The organism is Micromonospora sp. WMMD975 (assembly GCF_029581215.1).
Taxonomy (GTDB): Bacteria; Actinomycetota; Actinomycetes; order Mycobacteriales; family Micromonosporaceae; genus Micromonospora.
The window spans coordinates 2,784,779-2,809,988 of sequence record NZ_CP120739.1 but is presented as its reverse complement, the minus strand read 5'-3'; the positions used below and the strand labels follow the sequence as shown (position 1 = coordinate 2,809,988).

Genomic DNA, 25,210 nt, shown 5'->3' with positions numbered 1-25,210 from the left:
GGGCCGTCGGGGCTCGTTCAGCGGGCCAGGCCGACGAGGGCCGCGAGCCGGGCCACGTCGGCCGCCGCCGGGTCGCGCGGGGCGATCTCGGCGAGCAGGGTACGCGCGACCGGCCGGCACCGGACCTCGGCGGGCGCGATCCGGTCGGCGTCGACGAGCGCCTGCCCGGCGGCGGTGAGATCACCGGCCTGGAGGTACGCGCGGGCGGTGTCGACCAGGTGGGCGGCCCGGTGCTCGGCGGGAAGTCGACGCCACCCGTCGGTGCGCACGGCATGCTCGTGCCGGTGCACCGCCTCGGCGTGCTCGCCGAGTGCGAGCGCGGCGAGGAAGCGGGTCAGCAGCACGACTGTGGGATTGAACTCGGTGTGATGCGGGCCGTCGTCGGCCGTACCCCGATCGGCAAGCGCGGCGGCGCGGCCGAGCAGGTCGTCGGCGTGGCGGCGGTCGCCACCACCGGCAGCGGCTACGGCGGCCTGGACGAGCAGCGTTCCGCGTACCCCATGATCGGTGGTGGTGTCGACGGCCGCGAGGGCGGCGGTGCGGGCGAGGTGGTCGCGGCCCAGGGCGCGCAGCGCCTCGGCGACGGCGATGGCCGCGGCGGCGGCGCGAGCCGGATCACCGGCGGCGGCGACGGCCCGGTCGGCGGCCAGCCAGGCGAGGTCGGCCTCGCCGAGCTTGACCAGCACCGAGGCGGTGAGCCGGTACGCCGGCGGCAGCAGGGCGGGGGTGCCGTGGGCGGCGTCCAGCAGGGCGGGCAACGCGCGCAGAAGCTGGGCATAGTGGGCGTGCTGGTAGGTCAGCCAGGCGTGCGCGACGTGCCGTTGGACCGTGTCCGGTGATGCGGTCGGCTCGGCCGGGCGGTGGTAGCGGGCGAGCGCGGCGCGGACCGCCTCCACGCCGTCCAACCCGGACGCCGCAGCCGGCGCGGGCCGGCGCGGATCGAGCAGGACCGCCGGGTCCACGCGGAGCACCTCGGCGATCTCCTGGATCACCGAGTAGCGGTCCAGGGCGCGCACGCCGCGTTCGACCTTGTCGACCCAGCTCTTCGACTTGCCGAGCCGGTCGGCGAGCATCTGCTGGGTCATCCGCCGGCGGGCCCGCCAGCGGGCCACCCGCCGCCCGATCGGCGCCTCGTCGGTGTCCCGCAGCCGCTGTCCGGTCACCGCTGCCGCTCCACGGGCGGGCGCATGGCCTCGGTGGACTGTCCACAGCGCGGACACCAGCGGGACTTCACCCGGAACGCGAGCAGGCCGAGCAGGAAACCCGGCACCAGCCCACCGAACACCACCGACACGGCGTGGGAAACCACGAGCGCGCACCTCCGGGGATCGTGATGACGTTCTGTAGTGTGCGCTTCACAGCTTTTCGCATCACATGATGCAAATCAAGCTTCCTTGCGTGATCCACATCGACACGCACGTGCGGCGTGCTATGTGAGCAGAGGCTCAGGGGTGCAGAATCGATGACATGCCTCGATTCACGCCCGCGACACCGCGCTCCCGCAGACTCGGCCGGGAACTCCGCAAGCTCCGCGAAGCCAGCGGTCTGACCGGTGAGGCGACGGCCGACGTCGTCCGCTGCTCACCGTCACGGATCAGCCGGATCGAGTCCGGCGAGATCAGGCCCCGCGTCGGCGACGTGATGGAGCTGTTGGTCGCGTACGGCGTCAAGATTGACCAGGAGCCCGGCGTCGCACTGCTGGAGCAGGCGCGTGGGCTGCGCGAGGACGGCTGGTGGCAACGCCTGGGCGGCAAGTACGCGACCTACATCGCGTACGAGACGGAGGCCGCCGAACTCAAGAACTTCGAGCCGATGCTGGTGCCCGGTCTACTCCAGACCGAGCGTTACGCCCGCGAGGTCAACGTCATCGGCCGGGAGACCGACCCGGAGACCGTCGACGAGCGGGTTGCCGCCCGGATGACCCGGCAGGAGGTGCTGCGCCGGAAGCCAAGGCCGCTGCGGATGCACGCGATCCTGTCCGAGGCGTCCCTGCGGACCGAGGTCGGCGGTCCGGACGTGCTGCGTGAGCAGCTCGACCACCTGGTCAAGCTGAGTCGCCTGCCGAACGTCACGATCCAGGTGTTGCGCTTCGAGGCCGGCGCGCACCTGGCGATCAGCAGCGGCTTCGCGCTGCTCACCTTCGAGCAGGATGACCCGCCGTTGGGCTACATCGAGACGTTGGCGGGGGAGTTGTTCCTTGAATCGAGCCGCGACCTGGCGCGGCTGTCGGCGGCGTACGACAATCTGAAGACGCTGGCACGTTCGCCGGCCGAGTCGGTGACGTTCATCAAGGAGTTGAGCAAGCATGGGACGTAATGCCTGGCGCAAGTCGAGCCGTTCCGGAAACAACGGCCAGTGCGTCGAGGTGCGGGACCGGGGCGTCGTGGTCGACGTGCGCGACTCCAAGGCCCCCGCGGCCGGGATGTTGAGCTTCGACACCGCGGCCTGGGGCGCGTTCGTCGACAACCTGAAGCTGCGAAACGAGCGTCCGTAGCCTTGCCCACCGCTCTTGTAGAGCGCGTGTTGGTGGTCCCCCAACCGGTCTCCTGACAGTAGGGAGGGCCTCTGTGGAGCGACGAGCGTTCGGGCTCACCGCCCTGTACTCGCTGGCGGCGCTCGCTGTGCCACTCGAATCCTGGCAGGAGATCGCGGACCGGGGCCGGCGTGCGCGGGGTGGCAACGTCGCCGTCGGTCCCCGGGAGATCGACGCGGTACGGGACATGCTGACCGTGTTCAGCAACGCTGACGAACGGTTCGGGGGAGGACACGCCCGGCTCGCCGTGGTCCAATACCTCACCTCCGACGTGGCTGGCTTTCTCCAGGGGCGGTTCTCTTCCGACCGCGACCGGGTGGCGATGTTCAGTGCCGCCGCCGAGATGACCTACCTCGCCGGCTGGAAAGCCTTCGACTCATCCCTGCACGGGCTCGCCCAGCGCTACTACGTCCAGTCGCTGCGCCTCGCGAACGAAGCAGACGATCGCGCCCTCGCCGGCTTCACGCTGCGCGCGATGGCACACCAGGCGGTCGACCTCGGCCATGGCCAGGAGGCCCTTCAACTCGCCAACTCGTCCATCGAATGGTCGAAGGGTAGGACAACGCCGGCCGCGACCGCGCTGTTCACCATCGTCAGCGCCCGGGGACATGGGGCAACGGGCGACAGCACCCGCACGTCGGCGGCGATTCGTGCGGCCGAAGCGCATCTCGCGGACGCCTCACCCGATGACGAGCCGACCTGGATCAGGACCAGCGGGTTCACCGAAACCTCCCTCGCCAGCCAAGCCGGTCAAGCCTTGCGGGACCTTGGCGACCTCCCGGCGGCCGAGGCCCAACTCCGGCGGTCGATCGCGACCCGGGACACCGAGGCGTACCGCCGCACTCACACGTTGACCCTTGCCAACCTCGCCGACGTCCAATGCGCTCAGGGACGGCTGCGGGGCGCGGTCGAGAACTGGAACCGTGCAATGGACGCGATGGCGGGGGTTCAGTCCGGGCGGGCGTCCGCAGCGGTAAAGAACATCAGGACGCGACTCGGCAGCCTCGGCGCACGGCTGCCCTCCTTCGCCAAGCGACTCGATCAGCGGGCCGCCGCGTTCGCCAAGGGAACGACCACGGGAGGGCAGGTGACGCCCTGAAGCCAGGAGGGGAGTACCGAAGTTGATGTCTCCAAGCGCGGGTGCTGCGGTCCGGCCGGTTCGCAGACCCTACTCCCCGGGCGATGAGCAAATGATCATCGCGCCGGCGCTTCTGAGGGAAGTCCACCAGATCATGCGCTGGCGACGCGAGCGGGTGGCATGGTTGTCCGGTCGGGGCGAGGAGCAGTGGTCGATCGCGCTACCGCGAACTGCTGTGGCGGCTACCGTCTCCGCCGGGCAGACGTGGATGGTCTGGGACGGTGACGAGCCGGTAGCCACCATCACGCTCACCGCCTATGTGGACGTGGACGGCTTGTGGAAGCCGGACCGGGATCCGGAGGCGCTGTGGTATCCGGAGGATGACCCGGCCGACGCGCTGTACGCAGCCAAAATGATCATCCCACTCGCTCATGCGGGCCAGAATCTCGGCGGCGAGTTGTTGGACTGGGCCGGCGGTCGGGCGTACGACGCCGGGCTGACCTGGCTGCGGCTCGACGCCTGGACCACGAACCGCCGCCTGCATGACTACTACCGCCGACAGAGCTTCCGGCACGTTCGCACCATCGAGTCGCGCGTCTCCGGTGCGTGCTTTCAGCGGCCTTCCCAGCCCTATCGGGACGGCCGACTCAAGACCGAGGCAGCCTGAGCGGGCCGAGTCATCCGTCGATGCGTGATCTGCCTGAGGATCGAGCCGTGACCTGGTGTGGCTGTCGGCGGCGTACGACAATCTGAAGACGCTGGCACGGTCGCCGGCCGAGTCGGTGACGTTCATCAAGGAGCTGAGCAAGCATGGAACGTGACGCCTGGCGCAAGTCGAGCCGATCCGGAAGCAACGGGCAGTGCGTCGAGGTGCGGGACCGGGGCGTCGTGGTCGACGTGCGCGACTCCAAGGCCCCCGCGGCCGGGATGTTGAGCTTCGACACCGCGGCCTGGGGCGCGTTCGTCGACAACCTGAAGCTGCGAGGCGAGCGCCCGTAGCCTGACTACCGCCTTGCAGAGCGCTTGTTCGCGGTCCCCACGATCTTCTGACAGTCGGGAGCCAACTTGGAGCGACGAGCGTTCGGGCTCACCGCCCTGTACTCGCTGGCGGCGCTCGCTGTTCCACTGGAATCCTGGCAGGAGATCGCGGATCGGGGCCGGCGTGCGCAGGGTGGCAACGTCGCCGTCGGTCCCCGGGAGATCGACGCGGTACGGGACATGCTGACCGTCTACATGTTCGGGGAGTTGGCTGCCGACGGTCGGCTGCGCCGCGCCGTCCAAGCCACCCGGACGATCCCATCCGCATAGTTCCACAGGTACGTCAAGCGGCGCCTCGACGGCGATGACCTCGGAGAGTCCCCTGTCCGGTCGCTCGTGCCGCAGTGGAAGATGTGGCGGCCAGCTCGGGCCGCGCCGGTAGGAAGACGGTGGGGACGCCCAACGACTGGTTCATCGCGGCGAGCCGTTGTTCGGCCTGGAGGTCGGTGGTGTTCCGCACACCTCGCACGATCACTCCCGCGCCGTGTCGACGGCAGTAGGCGGCGGTCAACCCGCTCCACGCCGCCACGGTCACCGTGGTCCACCCGGTCGGCAGGACGGCCCGAACGGCGGCGGCCCGCTGTTCCGGGTCGCTGCCCGGCTGCTTGTCACCGTTGACCGCGACGAGCACGATCACCTCGTCGAAGAGGGCGCGTGCCCGCTCCACCACGTCCAGGTGTCCGGGCGTGAAGGGATTGAAGGTGCCGGGATAGACGGCCCGGACGGGCGCGCGCCCCGCGGTCCGCCGCGCCGGGCGTGAGCGTGTCACCGGTTCGGCTGTCTCGGTCCGCATGGCCCGACTGTAGGTGCCGCCACCGGCGGTTGGTGTCCCGACCTGATCGCCGGCCGGCGTGAGGCAGGGACCGGCGAGGATCTCGGTCGCGACGGTAGCGGTGCGGGCGGCATCGCCCGTTTCTTGCAGCGGGGGGCGGGCGGCGACGAGCGAGGGCTTTGGGTGCGCTTGTTGTCGCGGGAGCGACAACAAGCGCACCCAAAGGGGGCCTGGTCGAGGGTGCGGTCGGGTGAGTCGTTTCTGCTCTCAGCTCGAAAGGCACCGGAGAGCCGGGCGCCGGGCGCCGGGCACCGGAGAGCCGGGCACCGGAGAGCCGGGCGCCGGAGAGTTGCCGGCGGCTGGTCGACGCCCCGGCCGGAAGGGTGACTGTCCTCAATGGCAGGGTCATCACGGCGCTCAGGAGAAGGGCGCGACGGTATTTCTTCGTGACGCGAACTAAAGGCGGGTTGATCGTGGGTGCCGAGGTGGTGGCATCGGCGGAGCCAGACTCGTCCGGACGCGCTCATCGCTGCCATTTGTCCAGTTCGCGGGCCGAGGTGCCGGGCCCGCGAGACCAGATCGTGACTTGACGCAATAGTTCGTTCGCCGTAGGAAGGAAGTGTGACAGACGTGGTGACCCCACCGACGAGCCCGGTGAGCCGAGAGCGGTCGAAGGAGATCAAGCGCAGCAGCGTGATCTCCGCCGCCCGCTCGGCCCGGGTGCTGTCCCGTGCCGAGCTGACCGAGCTGACCGGGCTGAGCCCCGCCACGCTCACCCCGCTGGTGCGGGACCTGATCGCCGAGGGCTACCTGATCGAGCGCGGCCCCGGCGCCTCCCGCGCCGGCCGTCCCCGCGCCATGCTGGAGTTCAACCCCCGGGCCGAGCTGGTCGCCGCCGTCGCGCTGGAGCCGGCCCGGATCAGCTGCGAGATCGCCGACAGCGACGGCGCCGTGATCGGCCACCGCGCGGTGCGGCGTACCGGTGACATCGTCGACCTCATCTGCACCGCCGTGCCGGAACTGGCCGGCGACGGGCTGCCCGCGCTGCGCGGCGTGGCCATCGCCGCGCCCGGCGTCTCCACCGGCGGCGCGGTCCGGCTCGCCCCCTCGGTCGGGCTGGTCGAGGCGCGCCCGGTGGGGGAGTCGGTGCAGCGGCGGCTGGGCGTGCCGGTGGTGATCGACAACGACGTGAACCTGATGGCCGCCGGTGAGCACGCCGCCGGCGCCGGGACCGACGTGGCAGACCTGCTCCTGCTGCACGTCGCCGACGGCATCGGCGCGGGCCTGGTGCTCGACGGGCAGGTCCGCCGGGGTGCCGGCGGCGCGGCCGGCGAGGTGGGCTTCCTGCCGCTCGACCCGGCCGACCGGGGGCACGACGGCATCGGCCCGTTCGAGGCGCGCTGGTCGGCCGGCGCGATCGCCGAGCGGGTGGTGGCCCTCGCGCCGGGCCGCCGGCCGTCCGCGCCGGTGCGGGCGCTCGTCGAGCTGGCCGCCACCGACGAGCGGGCCGCCGCGTACCTGGCCGAGGTGCTCACCGCCTGGGCCCGACTCATCGTCTCCTGCGCGTGCGTGATCGACCCCGGACGGGTGCTGCTCAGCGGCGCCGCGGCCGACCTCGACGACGACGCCGTGGAGCGGCTCCAGGCGCTGGTGTCCCTCGGCGCGCCCAGCCCGACCGAGGTCCGCCGTGCGGTCCTCGGTGACCAGGCGGTGCTGCACGGCGCGATCAGCTACGCGCTCTCCGCCGCCGCGTCCGGTTTGTCCACCCTGTTACCCGCTCCCTGACCGCCTGACCACTCAAAACACCCTCGGAGGTACCCCATGAGACGTCGACTTTTGCTCGCCGGTGCGCTCGCCACCGTCCTCGCCACCGGCACCGCCTGCGGCGGCGGCTCCAGTGACTCCGGTTCCGGTTCCGGCGAGGCCGAGAAGCTGACGATCTACACGGCCCGCGACAAGAAGGTGACCACCTTCGTCGTCGACAAGTTCACCGCCAAGTACCCCGAGTACCAGGGCAAGGTCGAGGTGCTCAACCTCGGCGCCCAGGAGATCCTGGAGCGGGTCCGGGCGGAGAAGGCCAACCCGCAGGCCGACGTCTGGTGGGGCGGCACCCAGCAGGGCCTCGCGGCGGGCGCGTCCGAGGACCTGCTCACCGGCTGGCAGCCGGCGTTCGCCGACAAGATGGACGAGGCGTACAAGGACCCGCAGGGCCGGTGGTTCGGCGAGATCCTGCTGCCCGAGGTCATCATGTACAACAACAAGGCGCTCACCCCGGAGCAGGCCCCGAAGGACTGGGACGACCTGCTCAAGCCGGAGTGGAAAGACAAGATCATCATCCGGGACGTGGCGGCGTCCGGCACCATGCGGTCGATCTACGCCTCGATGATCCAGCAGAAGTCGCCCGACGGCAGCAACCCGCAGCCCGGCTACGACTGGCTGAAGAAGCTCGACGCCAACACCGGCGCGTACGCGGCCAACCCGACCGACCTCTACCTCAAGCTGTCCCGCCAGCAGGGCACGCTCAGCGCCTGGAACCTCCAGGACATCCTGCTCCAGGCCAACCAGGCGAACATGCCGTTCGGCTACGTGATGCCGGCCTCCGGCGCTCCGGTGCTGGTCGACGGCCTGGCCCAGGTCAAGGGCGGCAACAGCGAGGGCGCGCAGAAGTTCCTGGAGTTCCTCTTCGACGACTCGCTCCGCGCCGAGCTGGCCAAGGACTACTTCCAGATCCCGGCCATCGACATCGCCGAGAAGCCGGAGTGGCTGGCCCAGCTCAACCTCAAGCCGATGAACGTCGACTGGGACGTGGTCGGCAAGAACGAGACCGAGTGGATCAACCACTGGAACAGCGAGATCAAGAACAAGGGCTGACCGGACGGTACGCCGGGCGCACCACGCGCCCGGCGTACCGCCGTCGCCTCCCGAACCGCCCCCACCCGTCACCGGTCGGACCCGGTTACCGGACGCAAGGAGAGACATCATGATCGATGTCACGCTGGAGTCGGTGAGCAAGCGCTTCCCACGCGCCGGCGACACCGCGGCGGTCGACGACGTCGACCTGCGCATCGGCGCGGGGGAGTTCTTCACCCTGCTCGGCCCGAGCGGCTGCGGCAAGACCACCACCCTGCGCATGGTGGCCGGCTTCTACTTCCCCAGCTCGGGCCGGATCCGCTTCGGCGCCGAGGACGTCACCAACCGGCCGCCGAACAAGCGCGACACCGGCATGGTGTTCCAGAACTACGCGCTCTTCCCGCACATGAGCGTCGCCCAGAACGTGGCGTACGGCCTGAAGATCCGCAAGGTCGGCCGGGCCGACGCCAAGCGGCGGGTCGACGAGGTGCTCGGCGAGGTCCACCTGGGCGGCTACGGTGACCGGCGGATCGACCAGCTCTCCGGCGGCCAGCAGCAGCGCGTCGCGCTGGCCCGGGCGCTGGTGATCCGGCCCCGCACGCTGCTGCTCGACGAACCCCTGTCCAACCTCGACGCCAAGCTGCGCGAGGAGACCCGGGTCGAGATCCGCCGCATCCAGAAGGACTCCGGCACCACCGCGCTCTACGTCACGCACGACCAGTCCGAGGCGATGGCCATGTCCGACCGGATCGCGGTGATGGAGTCCGGGCGGGTCCGGCAGGTCGGCACGCCGCAGGAGATCTACCACCGGCCGGCCACCTCGTTCGTGGCCCGGTTCATCGGCCGCAGCAACGTGCTCAGCCTGCCGGTGGTGAGCGCCGGACCGGACACGGTGACCGTGGCGCTACCAGGCGGCTGGCAGGTCCCGGTCGCCGCGCCCGCCGAGCACGGGCTCCGCGAGGGCGCCACCGCCCTGGTGTCGGTACGCCCCGAGCACATCACCCTCGGCCCGCCCACCGACGACGGCATCCTCAGCGGCCGGGTGACCGAGCTGGAGTTCACCGGCATGGCCACCAACCTGCTCGTCGACGTGGGCGGCGAGGCGGTCCAGGTGGCCGCGATCGACGTGCCGGGCGGGCTGGCCGTGGGCGACCAGGTCGGGCTGCGGCTGCCGCCGGAGCGGATGTGGGTGGTGAGTGCATGAGCACCATCCCCGCGACCCCGAGCGCGGCCACCGTCCCGCCGGTCACCGAGGACCCCACGCCCCCGGGCGGCCGGCGCTTCCGCCGCCCGACGATCGGCGCCAACTCGCGCTGGTTCCCGTACGTCCTGGTGTTCCCGCTGGTGCTGATCCTCTTCGGCTACGTGGTGCAGCCGATGCTCGCCACGTTCGGCGAGAGCGTCGGGGTGGACGGGCCGGACAACTGGTCCCGCTTCCTCACCGGCGACGGGGTGGCCCGCTCCGCGCTGCTCACCTCGCTGCTGATCTCCGCCGCCAGCGTGCTGCTCTGCGGCATCGTCGGCGTCGCCATGGCGTTCCTGCTCAAGCGGTTCTCCTTCCCCGGCCGCCGGCTGATCGAGGCGATCATCCTGGTGCCGGCGGCGTTGCCGCCGCTGATCGGGGCGATCTCGTTCCAGCTCCTCTACAGCGAGACCGGCATCCTGCCGCGCGCGCTGCAACAGCTCTTCGGCACGGAGAACCCGGTGCTGCCGTTCAGCGGCATCGCCGGTGTGCTCGTGGTGCACACGTTCACCATGTACCCGTTCTTCTATCTGGCCGCGTCCGCCGCGCTGACCGGCATGGACCCGTCGGTGGAGGAGGCCGCCTACAACCTGGGCGCGGGCCGGGTGCGGGTGTGGCGCACCGTGCTGCTGCCGATGCTCACCCCGGCGTTGGTCTCCGCCTCGCTGCTGGTCTTCATGACGTCGCTGGCGTCGTACACCGCTCCGTTGCTGTTCGGGGTGGACCGCACCATGACCATGCAGATCTACATCAACCGCACCAACGGTGACCTGCCGATGGCCTCGACCTACGCGTCGGTGCTGGCCGTGGTGTCGGTGCTGTTCCTGCTCGGCATGCGCTGGTACGAGGGGCGGCGCAGCTACCGCTCCCAGTCGAAGGGCGTCGCCAGTCACCGCCGCGAGCTGACCAACCCGTTCGCCCGCTGGCTGGCGCTGGCCGCCTCGCTGCTCGCCGTCGTGGTGCTGCTCGCCCCGGTGGCGACCATCGCGCTGGTGGCGTTCTCGCAGGACGGCTCGTGGACCACCGAGGTCATCCCGTCCGGCTACACCACGCAGAACTTCACCACCATCTTCTCCGACCCGGGGGCCTACCGGCCGATCGTCAACTCGCTCCAGATGAGCCTGCTCGCCACGCTCGGCTGCGTCGTGGTCGGCGTGCTCATCGCGTACGCGGTGCGCCGGCTGGACTTCCGCGGGCGTGGCCTGCTCGACGTGGCGGTCATGCTGGCGTGGGCGCTGCCCGGCACGGTGGTCGCGATCAACCTGATCTCGGCGTTCAGCACCGGCAACGCGTTCAGCTTCGGCCAGGTGCTGATCGGCACCTTCTGGATCATGCCGCTGGCGTACTTCGTGCGGTTCCTGCCGCTGGTGTTCCGGTCCAGCTCGGCCACGCTGGCCCAGCTCGACCCGTCGCTGGAGGAGGCCGCCCGCAACCTCGGCGCGTCCTGGTGGCGGGCGTTCGGCACGGTCACGCTGCGGCTGATGCTGCCGGGCGTGCTGGCCGGCGCGCTGCTCGCGTTCGTCAACGGCGTCGGGGAGTTCGTCGCCTCGGTGCTGATCTACACCTCGGAGACCGCGCCGATCTCGGTGGAGATCAACAACCGGATGTACTCGTTCGAGGTCGGCACCGCCGCCGCGTACGGCATGCTCCAGGTGGTGTTGATCTTCGTGGTGATGGTGATCTCCGGCCGGCTCCAGAGCGGCGGCCGGGCGGCCCGGGAGGCAGTGAAATGGACAGCGTGACGAACCTCTGGCCGGCCGGCGGTGGGCTGCTGCCCGCCGCCGGGATCCCCGGCGGCGAACTCGCCGCGGTCGTCGCGGCGGCCGACTTCGCGGTGCTGCCGGTCGGCGCGGTCGAGTGGCACGGACCGCACCTGCCGCTCGGCGCCGACCTCATCCTCGCCGAGGGCTTCGCCTCCGAGAGCGCCGCGCCCGGCCCCGGCCCGCGCGGCGTGCTGTTCCCGCCGGTGGCCTACGCGGCCTGCCCCGGGCAGACCCGGCCCTGGCCGGGGACGGTGGCGATCCGACCGGAGATCGCGGTCGGCTACCTCGCCGACGTGATCGAGGGCATCGTGGCCGCCGGCTTCCCCCGCCTGCTCGTGGTCAACGGCCACGACGCCAACATGTCCACCGTCCGGGCCGCGATGGAGTGGGTCTCCGGGCGGCGCACCGCGAGCCTGCTGCTGGTCAACTGGTTCCAGTTGGTCACCCCGGCGGAGACCGGCGAGCTGTACGGCGACGTGATCGCTCGCGGACACGGTGGCGCGTACGAGACGTCCGGAGTGCTCGGCTTCGCGCCGGAGACGGTACGCCTGGACGCCGCCACCGACCTGCCGCCGCGCCCGAAGCTGCCGGTGACCCACCCGTACGTGCTCGTCGAGTCCCGGCCCGACCCGTGGCAGGGCTGGTCCGGGCACGTCTCGCGGGCCACCGAGGAGGCCGGCCGCACGGTGCGCGCCACGGCCGGCGAGCGGCTGCGCGAGATCGTCACCGCCTGGGTGGCCGCCCCGATGCCGGCCCCGCCCACCGCCGACCCGCTGCCCGACTCATCGGGTGAGGAGCGCGCATGACCGTCGACCGGGGGCTTGACGTCGTCGACTTCCACATGCACTTCCGCATCGGCGCCGACGAGACGATCCACGCCTGCGAGGAGGCCGCCGGGATGCACCCGGGCGGCGCACCCGAGCGCGCGGTGCGGGCCGCCGGGTCCGCGCCGTACTCCCGGCAGTGGCGCCGGGCCTGGAGCTTCCCCGACCCGGAGCCGCCCGCCGAGCGCTGGGAGGACGAGGCGGACCGGTGGGCCGAGGAACTGCGCGCGGCGCGGGTGCGCCGGGCGGTCTTCGTCACCGGCGGCGGCAACGACGCGCTCGCCGACGTCGTCGACCGGCACCCGGACCTGCTGCTCGGCTTCGCCCACCACGACCCGTACGGCCCGGACGCCGCCGCCGAGCTGGACCGCGCGGTCACCGAGCGCGGGCTGCGCGGGTTGAAGCTGTTCGCGCCGCTGCTGCGCGGCCCGCTCGACCACACCGACCTCGACCCGCTCTGGGCCACCGCCCAGCGCCTCGGCGTCCCGGTTCTGATCCACATCGGTCACTACGGCAGCGCCGGTGGCCTGCCCGTGGGCCGGTACGGCGGGCCGGACGAGCTGGTCCGGATGGCCCGCCGCTTCCCCGAGCTGGCCGTGGTGGTGCCGCACTTCGGCGTCCAGCACGTGCAGGAGCTGTCCTTCGCCGCCTGGGGCTGCCCGAACATCCACATCGACACGTCCGGCTCGAACCAGTGGGTGCGCTGGATGCCGTACAAGCTCACACTCGAGGACCTGTTCCGCCGCTGCTACGAGACGATCGGGCCGCAGCGCATCGTCTACGGCAGCGACTCGTCCTGGTTCCCGCGCGGCTACGTCACCCGCTACCTCGACGACCAGCTCCGCGTCTGCCACGAGCTGGGCCTGCCCGAGGACCACCTGCGCGCGATCTTCGCCGGGAACGCCGAGCGGCTGCTCGGCCCGACCGCGAACCGGAAGGAAACCCGATGAGCACGCTGACCACCTACCAGCGCAACCACCTGGCGCCGACGTACGACCACCACGTCGGGCACCTCTACCCGGCGATGGTGCGCGCCAGCCAGGCGCACGTGGTGATGCTTACCGAACAGCGGCTGATCCCGGCCGAGCGCGGCGCCCGCCTGCTGCGCGGGCTGGCCGAGCTGCGCGCCGACACCACCGCCCCGCCGGCGTACGACGGCAGCTTCGAGGACACGTACTACCTGCTGGAGAAGCGGCTCGCGGCGGCGTGCGGCATCCCCACGTCCGAGCTGGACGTGCAGCTCGCCCGCAGCCGCAACGACCTGGACGCCGGCGTGTTCCGGATGCTGCTGCGCGACCAGCTCGTCGAGGTGCTCCAGCGGGTGCTTGACACCGGCCGCGCCGCGCTGGACCAGGCCGACAGGTACGCCGACGTGGTCATCACCGGCTACACCCACCGCCGGCCGGCCCAGCCCACCACCATCGGGCACGCGCTCGCCGGCTACGCCGAGGCGCTCGCCGGCCAGGCCGCCACCTACGCCGACGTGATCGACCAACTCAACGTCTCGCCGCTCGGCTCGTGCGCGTTCGCCGGCACCGACCTGGACATCTCCCCGGCCCGGCTGGCCGAGCTGCTCGGCTTCGCCGGCCTGGTCACCAACTCGTACGAGGCGGTCGCCGGCGCCGACCACCTGGTCCGGGTCGGCACGATCAACGCGCGGGCGCTCGCCACCGGCGCGCGGCTGGCCCGCACGCTCATGGACTGGCTGAGCTGGCAGTGGGTCACCACCCCGGGCGACTTCACCCAGGGCAGCAGCATCATGCCGCAGAAGCGCAATCCGGTGGTGCTGGAACACCTGGTCTCCTACGCCGGGCAGGCCGCGGCGGACGCCGCCTCGGTGCTCAACAACGTGGGCGCCGCCTGGTGGGAGGACTCCAACAACGCCACCACCGACGTGCAGGTGCGGCTCTGGGAGAGCAACGAGCGGGCGGAACGCTTCTTCGCGCTCGTCGGTGGCTTCCTCGCCGAGATCGCGCCGCTGAACCCGCCCAGCCGGGAGGAGATCGTCGCCTCCGGCGCCACCACCACGGCCGCGGCGGACGCGCTGACCCGCCACGGCGTACCGTTCCGGGCCGCGCACTCGCTCGTCGGGCGGCTGGTCCGGGCCGGCGGGCCGGACACCTGGACCGCCGAGGGCGTACGCGCCGCCGCCGCCGACACCACCGGTGAGCTGGACGACGCGGCGGTGGCCGACCTGATCGCCGCCGCCGTCCGGCCGGAGCTGGTGCTCCAGCGGGCGCAGGCCGACGGGCCGGGCGCCGCCGCGGTCCGCGCCCAGGTGGGCGTGCTGCGGTCCGCGCTGGACCCGGTCGCGGACCGGCTGGCCGGGGTACGCGACCTGCTGCGCCGGGCGGATGAGGAACTGGACGCCGTCGCCGCCGAGATTTCGATCCGGTGAGCGTGCGGCTGTCCGGCCCGCCGGCCGCCGACACGCGCGGCGCGGGACTGCTGCTCGGCATCGACTTCGGCGGCACGAAGATGGCGGTCGGAGTGGCCGACGCCGACGGCCGGCTGCTGGCCCACCGCCGGGTGCCGACCCATGCCGAGCAGGGCGCGCCGCAGGCGCTGGCCCGGGCGCTGGCGCTCGCCGGTGACCTGGTCGGCGAGGTCGGCGGCCCGCTCGCGGCGGCCGGGGTGGCCTCGCCCGGCGTGGTCCGCCCGGACGGCATCGACCTGGCGCCGAACGTGCCCGGCTGGGAGCGGCTGCGCCTGGCCGACGCGGTCGGCGAGGCGCTGGACGTGCCGCGGGTCGCGGTGGACAACGACCTGAACGCCGCCGCCCTGGCCGAGCTGCGGCTGGGCGACCTGCGCGGCGTCGACCCCGGCCTGGTGGTGGGGATCGGCACCGGCATCGCGGCGGCCGTCACGGTGGGCGGCGCGGTGCTGCCCGGCCACCGGGGCGCGGCCGGCGAGATCGGGTACGCGGTGGCCGGCGCGCCCTGGCCGGGGACGATGCTGGAGCTGGACTTCTCCGGCCGGGCGCTGGACCGGCTCGCCGCCGACCTCGGCGTGCCGGACGGGGCGGCCGGGCTCACCGCCGCCGCCGAGCGGCCCGGCGCGGCCCGCGACGCGCTCGCCGCCCGGGTCGACGAGGCGGCCCGCGCGCTGGCGACCTGCTGCCTGCTGCTCGACCCGCAGCGGATCGTGCTGGTCGGCGGCGTGACGCGCAGCGCGTTGATCCGGCGGATGCTCGTCGACCGGCTGACCGAGGCCCTGCCGCACCCGCCCGACGTGGTGCGGTCCCGCTTCGCCGACGACGCCGCGTTGTACGGCGCGCTGGCCCTGGCGCGGGACACGGTGCCGGTGCCGCGTTGACCGGGCCGGTGTCAAGTGCGTCACATTTCTGACACAGAACATGTCCGCCGCTGGACCCGGGATCCGTTGCGCGACAACGGATCCCACCAGGTGACACCCGGATGCCGGGCCGGTGCGGAGGCCGGTCGGGCACGCACCGGAACGGCTCCGGCACCGCCGGTGAAGAGTGATCGAACTTCGGCGAGCGTCAGTTTGCAGCCGTCATTACGCTGCGGGTGGTTGATCGCCGGAACCACGGACGACAGGTGGAAGAACCTCAGATGAGTGACAATCACCCTCCCTACGGAGGTTATCCGGACCCGAACGCCGGAGCGTGGGGCAACCAGCCCGACCCCAACGCCCCGTACGGCCAGCAGCCCGCCTCCGGCGCCCCCTACGGCACGCCGCCCGCCTCGGGCGCGCCGTACGGCCAGCAGCCGGCGTCGGGTGCGCCCTACGGCACGCCGCCCGCCTCCGGTGCGCCGTACGGCGCGCAGCCGGGGTCCGGCGCGCCGTTCGGCGCGCAGGCCGGCGCGCCGTACCCGGGCCAGCCCGGCTACCCGGGGCAGCCGGCGCCGTTCGCGCCGGCCCCGCCGCCCGGCCGGTCGAAGAAGGGTCTGATCGTCGGCCTCGCCGCCGGAGCGGTGACGTTGACGCTGCTCTGCTGCGGTGGTGGGCTCGCCTACGTCGCGTTCGGCGGGGACGACAAGGACGACCCGACGCCCGTCGCGTCCGGCAGCACCACCCCGGGGCCGGACGGCTCGACGCCGGCCCCCACCGAGTCGGCGCCGGAGTCGACCGGGCCGGAGGAGCCGTCCAGCAACGACGCGCTGACCGCCCGCTACTCGAGCGAGATGTCCGCCGTGTGCGAGGGCGGCTCGATCCTCAACGCCGCCCCGTACACCGGGCCGTCGAACGCCAAGGCGTACGTCTTCTCCAACGCCCCGGACCGGCCGACATACTGGTCGCAGAAGTCGTTCAGCTCGGACAAGCGCTACTACGTCAAGTCGGCGGACTTCGCCAGCGCGTCGGTGATCGGCTGCCTGAAGGTGGTCGACGGCAGCGAGGGCACGCCGAAGAAGTGCCAGTACAAGGCCACCGACGGCAAGATCGTCACGGTCGACTACATCTCCTCCCGCTACACGCTGACGTTCCACGCCGCCAAGACCGGCGAGAAGATCGGCGACGGCGGCACGGTCACCGCGCCCACCGCCCGCTGCCCCAGCTTCATCTCCTACAACAAGACGACGATGAAGTCGTACGCGGCGCCGGACAGCGGCACCATCGAGGCGGCGCTCGACCGCTTCCTGAAGTAGACGAGTGTTAACCGGGGGCCCCGCCTATACGCGAAGCGTTAAGCGGGGCCCCCTCCTTACACGCACTCGTTGGCGAAGATGCGCAGCAGCTCCGGCAGATGGAAGCGTTGGCCGGACCCGGAGTCGACCGGCAGCAGCATGTTGTGGTGGACCAGGTGCTCGACCAGCCGGTTGGCCTGCTGCCGGGGCAGGCGCAGGATCTCCACCGCGCTGGTCGCGGTGATCAGCGCGTCGGCGGCGGCCAGCGCGCGCAGCGCCCGGCGGGCGTCCACGTCCAGCCCTCGGTAGCTGACCGAGAGGCTGTCCCGCACCGAGATGTCGCCGACGACCAGCTCCGCGAGCCGGTGCTCCTCGTCCTCCAGGTGCTCGGCGAAGCCGGACAGCGCCCCGTCCGGCTGGGCGACCAGCCGGCTGCCGACGATCCGCAACGCCAGCGGCAACTGGTCGCAGGCGTCGGCGATCCGGCCGAACACCTCCGGCTGGTCCCGGACCCGGCCCTCGCCGGCGATCGCCGCCAGCAGCTCCACCGCCTCGGCCCGGTCCAGCGCGCCGAGCGTCAGCCGCCAGCCGACGTCCAGGTCCAGCAGGCGCTGCCGGCTGTTGACCAGCACCAGGCTGCGGCCCGCGCCCGGCAGCAGCGGGCGCACCTGCTGCGCGCAGTCGACGTCGTCGATGATGAGCAGCAGGCGACGACCGGCGAGCGCGCAGCGCAGCACGGCGGCCCGCTCCCGGAGGTCGTCGGAGATGTCCGTCAGCGGCACGCCCAGCTCGACCAGCAGCTCCCGGATCAGCTCGCCGCTGCCGCGGGCCGGCTCCCCGCCACCGTCGAAGCTGACGAAGAGCTGCCCGTCGGGAAAGAGATCGGCCAGGTCGTAGCCGCTGGACACGGAGAAGGAGGACTTGCCGACCCCCGGCGCGCCGGAGACGAGCACCACGCCGGCGTGCTCGTCCGCGCCGGTCGGATCCGCGATCCCCTCGGCGATGGCGCGGAGCTGGCTGGCCGTGGTGTCCCGGCCGACCAGGGCCGGCGGCTTCATCGGCAGCGCCTGCCGGCCGCCGGGCGGGGCGGGCGGCGGCGCGGCGGGACCGGGGCCGGCCACCACGGCCGGCCAGCCGGACGGCGGCCGGATCGCGGCCGAGTCGGCGTCCAGCGCGACGCGCAGCGCGCCCTGGAGCGTGGGACCGGGTTCGACGCCGAGTTCGTCGACGATGCCGCGCCGGGCCTGCTGGTACGCGGCCAGCGCCTCGGCGACGCGCCCCTCGAGTGTCAACGCGACGACGAGCTGCGCCTGCCGCTGTTCGTCGAGGGGCTCCTCGGTCACCATCCGGCGCAGCGCCGGGATGACCCGGGCCGGCTGGCCCAGCCGCAGCCGCAGGTCGGTCAGCTCGGTGGTCATCTCCCGGTGCTGCTCCCGCAGGGCGGTGACGGTGGCGTCCAGTTCGGTGCCGAGTTCCGGCAGGTCCTCCAGCGGATGGCCGCGCCACAGCTCGATCGCCCGCTCGAACAGGTCGGCGGCGTCCTCCGGCCGGTCCTCCCGGGCGGCCCGGCGCGCGTCGTCGGCGAGCCGGGTGAACCGGAGCAGGTCCAGCTCGTGCTCGTCGACCCGTAGGTGGTAGCCGGGGCCGTCGTGGACCAGCCGGTCGGCCGAGTCGCCGCCGCGTTCGAGTGACTGCCGCAGCCGGTGCACGTACGTGCGCAGGTTGCGCACCGCCGACGCGGGCGGCGCGTCCGGCCAGAGGCCGTCGACCAGCCGGGAGGTGGAGACGGTACGACCCGGGCTGAGCAGCAGCACGGCGAGCAGGAGGCGTGGTTTCGTGCCGGTCAGGGTGATCGCGTGGTCGTCCGCAGACAGGGTCAGCGGACCGAGAACACTGAACTGCATGGGTTTTGGTCCCTCGCTCCGCGGTACCGTCCACAGTGTTGTGGCGGATGAAATTCCCACCTGTGACTAGGGATTAACCCGCCCCCAGATGGTGAAAGGACTCACCGATCGGGGCTATCTTCCTGAGCCCGGGTGAGCTGGGCCGTCGCCAGGTGCGCCGCGTCGAGCACGGCGACCGCGTCCGCCACCCCGGCCCCCGCGGACCGGCCGGTGCGGACCAGTTCGGCGAAGTCCTCCGCCTGGCGGGCCAGCGCCGCGTACATGGTGGCGTCGCCGTCGGCCGGGTCGAGGAACATCAGCCGTTGGTGGCCCCGGGTGCCGAAGACCTCCACCGTGGCCATGTCCCCGCCGGGGAAGTGCCGCCCGAGCGAGACGAGCGCGGTGCCGCCGGCGGCGAGGCCGAGCAACGCCTGCGCGCTGTCCACGTCGTGTCCGCGTACCGCCGGGTCGGTGACCGGCCCGGCCGGCTGCGCCGCGACGCGGACGATGTCCTGCCCGGTCAGCCAGCGGATCTGGTCGAACTCGTGCACGCCCATGTCCACGAAGATCCCGCCGCTGCCGGTGCGGAACGCCGCCGCGGGCGGCTCGCCGTCCCACTGCGACGCCGCCACGAACAGCACCTCACCGAGGTCGCCGCCGGCGATCCGCTCGCGTAGTCGCCGCAGCTCGGGCACGTACCGTCGCCAGTAGGCGACCTGGAACCCGATGCCGGCGGTGGCGGCCACCCGCCCGGCCTCGGCGGCCTCGGCCGCGTCCAGCCCCGCCGGCTTCTCGCACAGCACCGGCACCCCCGCCTTCGCGGCGGCGGCGGCCAGCTCGCCGTGCCGGCCGGTGGGCGCGGTCACCAGCAGCCCGTCCGGCACGGTCTCGGCGAGCAGATCCGACACACTCGGGTACGCCCGCAGCCCGGCGGCGGTGACCGCCGCGCGCGCCGCCGGCACCGGATCGACCACGTGGCCGATCCGGACCGTCCGGTTGCCGGCCAGCGCCGCCAGGTGGTGCCGGCCCATCCGGCCCGCGCCCACGAGCGCCAGCCGGAACTCGTCATTCCTGGTCATCGTCGTTCCCCTTCCTCGTCGGTGCCCTCCGGGCCGGTACGGTCCGGTCCCAGCCAGTCGGCGAGCGCCTCCACCACGGCCGGCGCGCCGGTGGCGAAGACGGTCGTCCGGTCCCGGCGCCACCGCCGGCTCACCCCGCCGCCGGCCTCGACCAGCGCGGTGCCCGCGGCGATGTCCCACGGGGCCGGGTCGAAGCTGACGAACGCGTCCAGCTCGCCGGTGGCCACCGAGGCGAGGTCGCACACCGTGGAGCCGGAGTTGCGCAGGTCGGCGACGCGCGGCGCGAGGTCGACCAGCGCCTGGTAGGCCCGCCGCCGGGGGGCGGGCGCGTTGGGCACCGCGAACGCCACCAGCGCGTGCCCCGGCGTCGCCTCCCGGTTGACCGCCACCGGGGCGTCGCCGTCGTGCGGGCCGTCGCCGTCGAGCACCAGAAAGGCGCCGCTGGCCGGTTGCAGGACGGTGGCCGCGACCACCCGGCCGTCGCCGTCGCCCACGTCGCAACCGGCCGCCACGGCCACGCTCACCGCGTACCGGCTCGCGCCGTGGCTGAAGTTCAACGTGCCGTCCAGCGGGTCGACGATCCACCGCAGGCCGGAGCAACCGGCGCTGAGCCCGGACTCCTCGGCCAGCACGGCGTCCTGCGGGCGGTCCCGGGCCAGCAGGTCGAGGATGGCACGTTCGCTCGCGTGATCCGCGGTGGTCACCGGATCCTGGGCCGCGCCTCCCTTGTAGGCGGTCCGGAAACCGTGGTGGCGTGTCTGGCGGATCGCGTCCGCGCCGGCCCGGGCCGCGCGCAGGCTGAGATGGCGCAGGTCGCCGGGGGCGCCGCCGACGCTCATCGCGCCACCTCCGCTTCCCGCAGGTCGGCGACCTGCGCGTAGTGGCCGTCCACGAAGAGCAGCGGCGGCGCGGACCGGAGCAGGCCGGCGGCGCGGACGGTCCCGATCAGCACGGCGTGGTCACCGACCGGCTCGGCCGACACCGCCTCGCACCCGAAGTACGCCACCCCGTCGGTCAGCCGGGGGCAGCCGGTCGCCCGCTCCGCGTCGTACGCGACACCCGCGAAACCCTCGGCGCCGGTCGGTCGGCCCCGGCTGGCGAACCAGGCGGCGTCCTCGCGCTGGTCGTCGGCGAGCACGGTGACCGCGAACCGGCCGGTGCGCTGGACCGCGCCGAGCAACCGGCAGTCCCGCCGCAGGCAGACCAGCAGCATCCGGGGGGACAGGGACACGGTGGTGAACGAGTTGACGGTCATCCCGAGCGGCCCGTCGGGTCCGACCGCCGTGGTCACCGCCACTCCGGTGGCGAACCGCCCGGCGACGGACCGGAACGCCAGTTGCTGCTCGTCCGCTTCGCTGATCCCGGTCATCACCGTTCTCCTCTCGTCCCGCCGGCCCCGTCGCCGACCAGGGCGGCGGTGCGGCGTCGGTCGGTCTTGCCGTTGCCGTTCGTGGGCAACGCGGCCACGTGGTGGATCCGGGCCGGCGCCATGTAGCCGGGCAACCGGTCGGCGCAGCGGCGGGCCAGCTCGGCGGCGATCCCGGCGGCGCCGGTGTAGACCGCCTGGAGGGTGACGGCGTCGCCCTCACCGAGCGCCAGCACCACCGCGTCCTCCACGCCGGGGTGGCCGCGCAGCACCATCTCGATCTCGCCCAGCTCGATCCGGTAGCCGCGCAGCTTCACCTGGTCGTCGAGGCGTCCGTGGTGCACGAGCGTGCCGTGCTCGCGGCGGACCCGGTCGCCCGTGCGGTAGTACCGCTGCCCGGCGTGCGTGACGAACCGGCCCTCGTCGTCCGCCGGGTCGAGGTAGCCGGCGAAGCGCTGCGGCCCCCGGACGCACAGCTCGCCGTCGTCGCCGCCGGTGCCGCCGTCCTCGTCGCGCAGGATCGCGTCGAGGGTGTCGTACACGTCGCCGATCGGCACGGTGCCGTTCGAGGTCGCCGGCCAGTCCGCCGGGTCGGCCGGCAGCCGGTGGGCGGCGCAGGTCACGGTCAGCTCGGTGGGGCCGTAGAGGTTCTCCACCACGCTGTTCGGCGCCGCCACCGCCCAGGCCCGCGCCGCCTCGTGCGTGAGCTGCTCACCGGCGAACAGGCTGTGCCGCAGGCCGGGCATGACGCCGGGGGAGAGCATCCGCATCCGGCGGGCCAGCGACACCACCGAGGGCACCGAGAACCAGTGGGTGATGCGCCGCTCGTTGACGAACCGCACCGGCGTCAGCACCTCGTCCGGCTGCGGCACCACGAGCGTCGCGCCGCCGCCCCAGGCGACGAACATGTCGAACACCGACGGGTCGAAGGTCAGGTCGAAGGTCTGCGACAGCCGGTCGCCCGGGCCGACCGGGTAGCGGTCGAGGCAGTGGGCGAGGTAGGCGTCGACGTTGCGGTGCCGGATCGGCACACCCTTGGGCCGCCCGGTCGACCCGGACGTGAACAGCAGGTACGCCACGTCGTCCGGACCGCTCGCCGGCTCCGGCGCCGGTCCGGCCGGCGCGTCGTCGAGCCGTACCGTGGCGGCGCCGCCCGCGACCCCGGCCGCGACCTGCGCGCCGGCGGCGTCCACCACCACGGCGTCCACCCCGGCGTCGCGGCACAGCCCGGCGTTGCGGGCGGTCGGGAACGCCGGGTTGAGCGGCACCACGACGGCGCCGGCACGCAGCGCGGCCAGATAACCGGCGTACGCGGGCAGGCTGCGGGCGGCCAGCAGGCCGACCGCCCGGGGACGCCGCCCCACCTCGGCGTGGATCCGCCCGGCGAGGCCGCCGGCCAGGTCGTGCAGCCGGCGGTACGTCACCGACTGCCCGTCGACCTCCAACGCGACCGCCTCGGGCGCGCGCTCCACACTCCACTGGAACCACTTGTAGAGACTCACGGCGGTACTCCCTTCCTCGTGCTGTCGGCCTTCCTCGTGCGGTCGGTGCGGTCCGCGTTGTCGGTGCTGCCGGCGCGGTTGGCGTCGTCGGTCAGCGCCCGGCGTCGACAAGTTCGTCGGCGTGGTCGGCGATGCCGGCGAGCATTGCGCCGGTGGCACCGCCGGCGATGCCGAACATGGCCGCCTCGGTGCGCAGGTGCGCCTCGCCGCCGTCGCGGAAGGCGTCCGCGCCGCGCAGGTGCACGGCCTCGGCGGCGACCCGCTCGACCGTCTCGGCGGCGGTGATCTTGAGAAGCATGCCGGTCACCGGGGACGGGACGGCGTCCGGCGCGGCCAGCGGCGGCGCGCACAGCGCGTCGAGCTGCCGGACCGCCACCAGGCAGCGGGCGTACCGCTCCCGGATCGCCGGGCGGTCCCACAGCGTCCCCTCGGCGGCCGGCCGGCCGCGCAGCCAGTCGCGCAGGCCGGCGAGCATCCGGTGGCACATCGCCCGCGCCCACAGCGCGCTCGCCAGCCGCTCCACGCCGGCCTGCCGGGCGAAGCCGGCAAGCGCCCGGCCGGGGCGGCCCACCACGGCGTCCGGGTCGAGCGCGACGGCGGCGAACCGCAGGTGACCGGTGCCGGCGCCGGCGAACGCCCGTCCGGCGGAGGAGACCGTCACGCCCGGCGCGGCGGCCGGGGTGAGCAGCCAGCAGAAGCTGGTGAAGTGGCGCGCCTCGCGGTGCCGGGCGAGCACCAGCGCCGCGTCGCACGTCGTCGCGTTGGTGATCCAGGTCTTCCCGCCGTCCAGGGTGGCCGTGCCCTCGCCCAGCTTCACCCGGGTGGTGGCGTCGAGCAGGTCCGAGCCGGACCCGGCGGCGTCGGTGACGGCGAGCGCCACCACGGTCTCGCCGCGCAACATGCCACGGCGCGCGGTCTCCGCCGGCCCACCGGCGCCGGCCAGCAGCGGCAGTACGGTGGCGACCTGGACGCAGACCGACAGCGTCACGCCCAGCGGGCAGTGGGCGTCCAGTTCGGTGAGCAGCGCCGACAGCCGAACCGGGTCCGGCTGCTCGCCGTCCGGGTAGAGGGCCGCGGTGACGCCGCCGGCGCCGAGTGCCCGCCACACGGCGCGCGGGTCGGCGACGTCCACGCCGGCCAGGGCCACGCGCACCCGCGCGGCATGGTTCCCGGCCGGCGTCGCGGACGCCTTCGTCGGCGTCGGCGTCGGCGTCAGGGGCGTCGGCGTCGCGGCCCTCGGCGTCGGCGTCGGCGTCGCAGCCCTCGGCGTCGGCGTCGGCTCAGGCAAGACGCACCGCCTGGTCGCGCAGCGCCAGCGCCCCGTTCGCCAGCCGCAGCCGGTCGTTGGCGTAGTTCAGCGACGCCGAGCGCAGGTCCCGGAACGTGCGCTCCAGGGCCAGCGGCGAGTCGGTCAGGTAGCCGTGACGCAGCCCGGACAGCTCGACCAGTTCGTCGGCGGCGGCGAACGACTCCTCCGCCGCGCGGATCTTCAACGTGTTGAGCAGGAGTTGCACCGGCGCCGCGGACATGTCCGGCGCGTCGGCGACCACCGAGACGGTGTGCCGCAGCAGCGCGTGCGCCGCGTCCAGCCGGATGCGGATCCCGGCCAGCCGCAGCAGCACCAGCTCCGAGGAGGGGTTGAACTGTCGCCGGCCCGCCTCGCCGCGCGCGTGCCGCAGCAACCGCTCGTACGCCCCGGCCGCCGTGCCGAGCCAGGCGGCGGCCCAGCCGACGTGCGCCAGCGGCGCGAAGACCGTGGTGGCGATCTCCCGGAACCCGCCGTGCTCGCCGACGACCTGCCACTGCGGCACCGCGCCGCGCAGTCGCATCGGCACGCTGTGGGTGGCCCGCATGCCCAGCGGACGCCACCCGCCGGTCACCTCGACCTCAAGTTGGTCGCGGGCGGCGTAGACCAGGTCCACCTGGGACGCCGACTCGGCGCCCGGCGCGCGGGTGGTGATGAGGAAGGCGTCCGCGTACGGGCCGCCGGTCACGATCGGCGCCTGGCGGTCGACGCGCAGCATCTCGCCGTCGTGTGCCAGGGCCGACTCGGCGGTCAGCAGGTGACCGCCCTTGCCGGCCTCGGTGGTGACCGAGCCGAGATACCGCTCGCCCCGGGCCACCGCCGGCAGCACCTCGGTCCGCAGCTTCTCCCCGCCGAAGGCGGTGATCGCGGCGACCTGCTGGCAGTGCATGGCGAAGACCATCGCCACCGACATGTCCACCCGGCCCAGCGCCAGCGTGACGTCGACCAGGTCGGACAGCGTGCCGCCGGCGCCGCCCTCGGCGGTCGGGACGAGCAGCCCCAACAGCCCGGTACGCCGCATGGCCGCGAGCGCCTCGGTGGGGAACGTGGCGTTCTCGTCCGACTGGCGCGCGTGCGCCGCCGCCACCTCGGACACGGTCTCGACGGCCGGGGCCCACCCGGCGGCGGTCATCGGGTACCACCGCCCACGGGGGTCCGCAGCTCCTCGATCACGCCCCACAGCCCGCCCGCGGTGGCGAACGTGGAGTCGACGAGCTTGTCGTCCGGCACGGCCACCCCGAACGTCTCCTCGATGGTGAAGAGCAGCTCGATCTCGCGCATCGAGTCCAGGCCCAGGTCGCGCAGCCGCGCCTCCTCGGTGATCTCGTCCGGGCCGGCGAACTTGAGGAACGGCCGCAGCAACTCGGTGAATTCGGCGTTCATG

26 protein-coding genes are annotated in these 25,210 nt (G+C 73.2%); 15 read left to right on the top strand and 11 right to left on the bottom strand.

What is annotated here, in order from left to right; translation table 11 throughout:
• Window positions 1–17: 17 nt before the first annotated feature.
• Together O7613_RS12210 and O7613_RS12205 are read right to left on the bottom strand one after the other, a co-directional pair.
• Window positions 18–1,163: a helix-turn-helix transcriptional regulator gene (locus O7613_RS12210; RefSeq protein ID WP_282293906.1), complete on the bottom strand. Its 1,146-nt coding sequence runs from the start codon at window positions 1,161–1,163 to the stop codon at window positions 18–20.
• Window positions 1,160–1,309 carry a hypothetical protein gene (locus O7613_RS12205; RefSeq protein ID WP_281588632.1) on the bottom strand — a complete coding sequence of 50 codons (150 nt, stop codon included), beginning with the start codon at window positions 1,307–1,309 and terminating at the stop codon, window positions 1,160–1,162. Before O7613_RS12205 ends, O7613_RS12210 begins: the two co-directional genes overlap by 4 nt.
• A gap of 158 nt (window positions 1,310–1,467) precedes the next feature.
• Between O7613_RS12205 and O7613_RS12200 the strand changes: the two genes are divergently transcribed.
• The 6 genes from O7613_RS12200 (at window position 1,468) to O7613_RS12175 (ending at window position 4,919) form a co-directional block, all read left to right on the top strand.
• The gene (locus O7613_RS12200; RefSeq protein WP_282293904.1) at window positions 1,468–2,316 is read left to right on the top strand and encodes a helix-turn-helix transcriptional regulator; all 849 of its coding nucleotides are present in this window, start codon (window positions 1,468–1,470) and stop codon (window positions 2,314–2,316) included.
• The gene (locus O7613_RS12195) at window positions 2,306–2,494 is read left to right on the top strand and encodes a DUF397 domain-containing protein (protein ID WP_282293902.1); all 189 of its coding nucleotides are present in this window, start codon (window positions 2,306–2,308) and stop codon (window positions 2,492–2,494) included. The genes O7613_RS12200 and O7613_RS12195 overlap by 11 nt, the downstream gene beginning before the upstream one ends.
• Window positions 2,495–2,567: 73 nt before the next feature.
• Complete coding sequence (locus O7613_RS12190) at window positions 2,568–3,632, top strand: Tat pathway signal protein (RefSeq protein WP_282293900.1); 1,065 nt, start codon at window positions 2,568–2,570, stop codon at window positions 3,630–3,632.
• A 91-nt stretch (window positions 3,633–3,723) separates the two neighbouring features.
• Complete coding sequence (locus O7613_RS12185) at window positions 3,724–4,278, top strand: GCN5 family acetyltransferase (RefSeq protein WP_282293898.1); 555 nt, start codon at window positions 3,724–3,726, stop codon at window positions 4,276–4,278.
• Window positions 4,279–4,421: 143 nt separating this feature from the next.
• A complete protein-coding gene (locus tag O7613_RS12180; protein WP_282293896.1) occupies window positions 4,422–4,610 on the top strand; it encodes a DUF397 domain-containing protein in 189 nt (62 codons plus the stop codon).
• A gap of 66 nt (window positions 4,611–4,676) precedes the next feature.
• Complete coding sequence (locus O7613_RS12175; protein ID WP_282293894.1) at window positions 4,677–4,919, top strand: hypothetical protein; 243 nt, start codon at window positions 4,677–4,679, stop codon at window positions 4,917–4,919.
• A gap of 13 nt (window positions 4,920–4,932) precedes the next feature.
• Here the strand turns inward: O7613_RS12175 and coaD are convergent, their stop codons facing one another.
• On the bottom strand, window positions 4,933–5,442 hold the full coding sequence (coaD, locus tag O7613_RS12170; RefSeq protein WP_282293892.1) for a pantetheine-phosphate adenylyltransferase: 510 nt from the start codon (window positions 5,440–5,442) through the stop codon (window positions 4,933–4,935).
• 600 nt (window positions 5,443–6,042) lie between these two features.
• Here coaD and O7613_RS12165 point away from each other — a divergent pair.
• The 9 genes from O7613_RS12165 (at window position 6,043) to O7613_RS12125 (ending at window position 16,711) form a co-directional block, all read left to right on the top strand.
• On the top strand, window positions 6,043–7,206 hold the full coding sequence (locus O7613_RS12165; RefSeq protein ID WP_282293891.1) for an ROK family protein: 1,164 nt from the start codon (window positions 6,043–6,045) through the stop codon (window positions 7,204–7,206).
• A 36-nt stretch (window positions 7,207–7,242) separates the two neighbouring features.
• The gene (locus tag O7613_RS12160; RefSeq protein ID WP_282293890.1) at window positions 7,243–8,292 is read left to right on the top strand and encodes an extracellular solute-binding protein; all 1,050 of its coding nucleotides are present in this window, start codon (window positions 7,243–7,245) and stop codon (window positions 8,290–8,292) included.
• A 109-nt stretch (window positions 8,293–8,401) separates the two neighbouring features.
• Complete coding sequence (locus tag O7613_RS12155) at window positions 8,402–9,475, top strand: ABC transporter ATP-binding protein (RefSeq protein ID WP_281588651.1); 1,074 nt, start codon at window positions 8,402–8,404, stop codon at window positions 9,473–9,475.
• Window positions 9,472–11,256, top strand: a complete 1,785-nt coding sequence (locus tag O7613_RS12150) for an iron ABC transporter permease (RefSeq protein ID WP_281588653.1) — start codon at window positions 9,472–9,474, stop codon at window positions 11,254–11,256. Before O7613_RS12155 ends, O7613_RS12150 begins: the two co-directional genes overlap by 4 nt.
• Complete coding sequence (locus O7613_RS12145; protein ID WP_282293889.1) at window positions 11,244–12,083, top strand: creatininase family protein; 840 nt, start codon at window positions 11,244–11,246, stop codon at window positions 12,081–12,083. The genes O7613_RS12150 and O7613_RS12145 overlap by 13 nt, the downstream gene beginning before the upstream one ends.
• Complete coding sequence (locus tag O7613_RS12140; protein ID WP_281588657.1) at window positions 12,080–13,051, top strand: amidohydrolase family protein; 972 nt, start codon at window positions 12,080–12,082, stop codon at window positions 13,049–13,051. The genes O7613_RS12145 and O7613_RS12140 overlap by 4 nt, the downstream gene beginning before the upstream one ends.
• Entirely contained in the window at window positions 13,048–14,499 is a 1,452-nt protein-coding gene (locus O7613_RS12135) for a lyase family protein (protein ID WP_281588659.1), read from the top strand. The genes O7613_RS12140 and O7613_RS12135 overlap by 4 nt, the downstream gene beginning before the upstream one ends.
• Window positions 14,496–15,416 (top strand): ROK family protein, encoded by a 921-nt coding sequence (locus O7613_RS12130; RefSeq protein ID WP_282293887.1) that lies wholly within the window; start codon window positions 14,496–14,498, stop codon window positions 15,414–15,416. Before O7613_RS12135 ends, O7613_RS12130 begins: the two co-directional genes overlap by 4 nt.
• 260 nt (window positions 15,417–15,676) lie before the next feature.
• Window positions 15,677–16,711, top strand: coding sequence for a hypothetical protein (locus O7613_RS12125; protein WP_281588662.1), 1,035 nt, complete (start codon window positions 15,677–15,679; stop codon window positions 16,709–16,711).
• A 56-nt stretch (window positions 16,712–16,767) separates the two neighbouring features.
• On the opposite strand, the gene O7613_RS12120 is transcribed toward O7613_RS12125, so the two are convergent.
• The 8 genes from O7613_RS12120 to O7613_RS12085 all read right to left on the bottom strand — a co-directional run bounded on the left by O7613_RS12120 (window position 16,768) and on the right by O7613_RS12085 (window position 25,209).
• Complete coding sequence (locus O7613_RS12120; protein WP_282293885.1) at window positions 16,768–18,594, bottom strand: AfsR/SARP family transcriptional regulator; 1,827 nt, start codon at window positions 18,592–18,594, stop codon at window positions 16,768–16,770.
• A 101-nt stretch (window positions 18,595–18,695) separates the two neighbouring features.
• Window positions 18,696–19,652, bottom strand: a complete 957-nt coding sequence (locus O7613_RS12115; RefSeq protein ID WP_282293884.1) for a Gfo/Idh/MocA family oxidoreductase — start codon at window positions 19,650–19,652, stop codon at window positions 18,696–18,698.
• Window positions 19,649–20,491, bottom strand: a complete 843-nt coding sequence (locus tag O7613_RS12110) for an inositol monophosphatase family protein (protein ID WP_281588667.1) — start codon at window positions 20,489–20,491, stop codon at window positions 19,649–19,651. Before O7613_RS12110 ends, O7613_RS12115 begins: the two co-directional genes overlap by 4 nt.
• Window positions 20,488–21,021, bottom strand: coding sequence for a flavin reductase family protein (locus O7613_RS12105; RefSeq protein WP_281588669.1), 534 nt, complete (start codon window positions 21,019–21,021; stop codon window positions 20,488–20,490). Before O7613_RS12105 ends, O7613_RS12110 begins: the two co-directional genes overlap by 4 nt.
• Complete coding sequence (locus O7613_RS12100) at window positions 21,021–22,520, bottom strand: amino acid adenylation domain-containing protein (RefSeq protein ID WP_282293882.1); 1,500 nt, start codon at window positions 22,518–22,520, stop codon at window positions 21,021–21,023. Before O7613_RS12100 ends, O7613_RS12105 begins: the two co-directional genes overlap by 1 nt.
• Window positions 22,521–22,611: 91 nt before the next feature.
• Window positions 22,612–23,673 carry an acyl-CoA dehydrogenase family protein gene (locus O7613_RS12095; protein ID WP_282293881.1) on the bottom strand — a complete coding sequence of 354 codons (1,062 nt, stop codon included), beginning with the start codon at window positions 23,671–23,673 and terminating at the stop codon, window positions 22,612–22,614.
• Window positions 23,674–23,800: 127 nt separating this feature from the next.
• The gene (locus tag O7613_RS12090; protein ID WP_282293880.1) at window positions 23,801–24,958 is read right to left on the bottom strand and encodes an acyl-CoA dehydrogenase family protein; all 1,158 of its coding nucleotides are present in this window, start codon (window positions 24,956–24,958) and stop codon (window positions 23,801–23,803) included.
• Window positions 24,955–25,209 carry a phosphopantetheine-binding protein gene (locus tag O7613_RS12085; protein WP_282293879.1) on the bottom strand — a complete coding sequence of 85 codons (255 nt, stop codon included), beginning with the start codon at window positions 25,207–25,209 and terminating at the stop codon, window positions 24,955–24,957. Before O7613_RS12085 ends, O7613_RS12090 begins: the two co-directional genes overlap by 4 nt.
• Between the last annotated feature and the right edge of the window lies 1 nt (window position 25,210).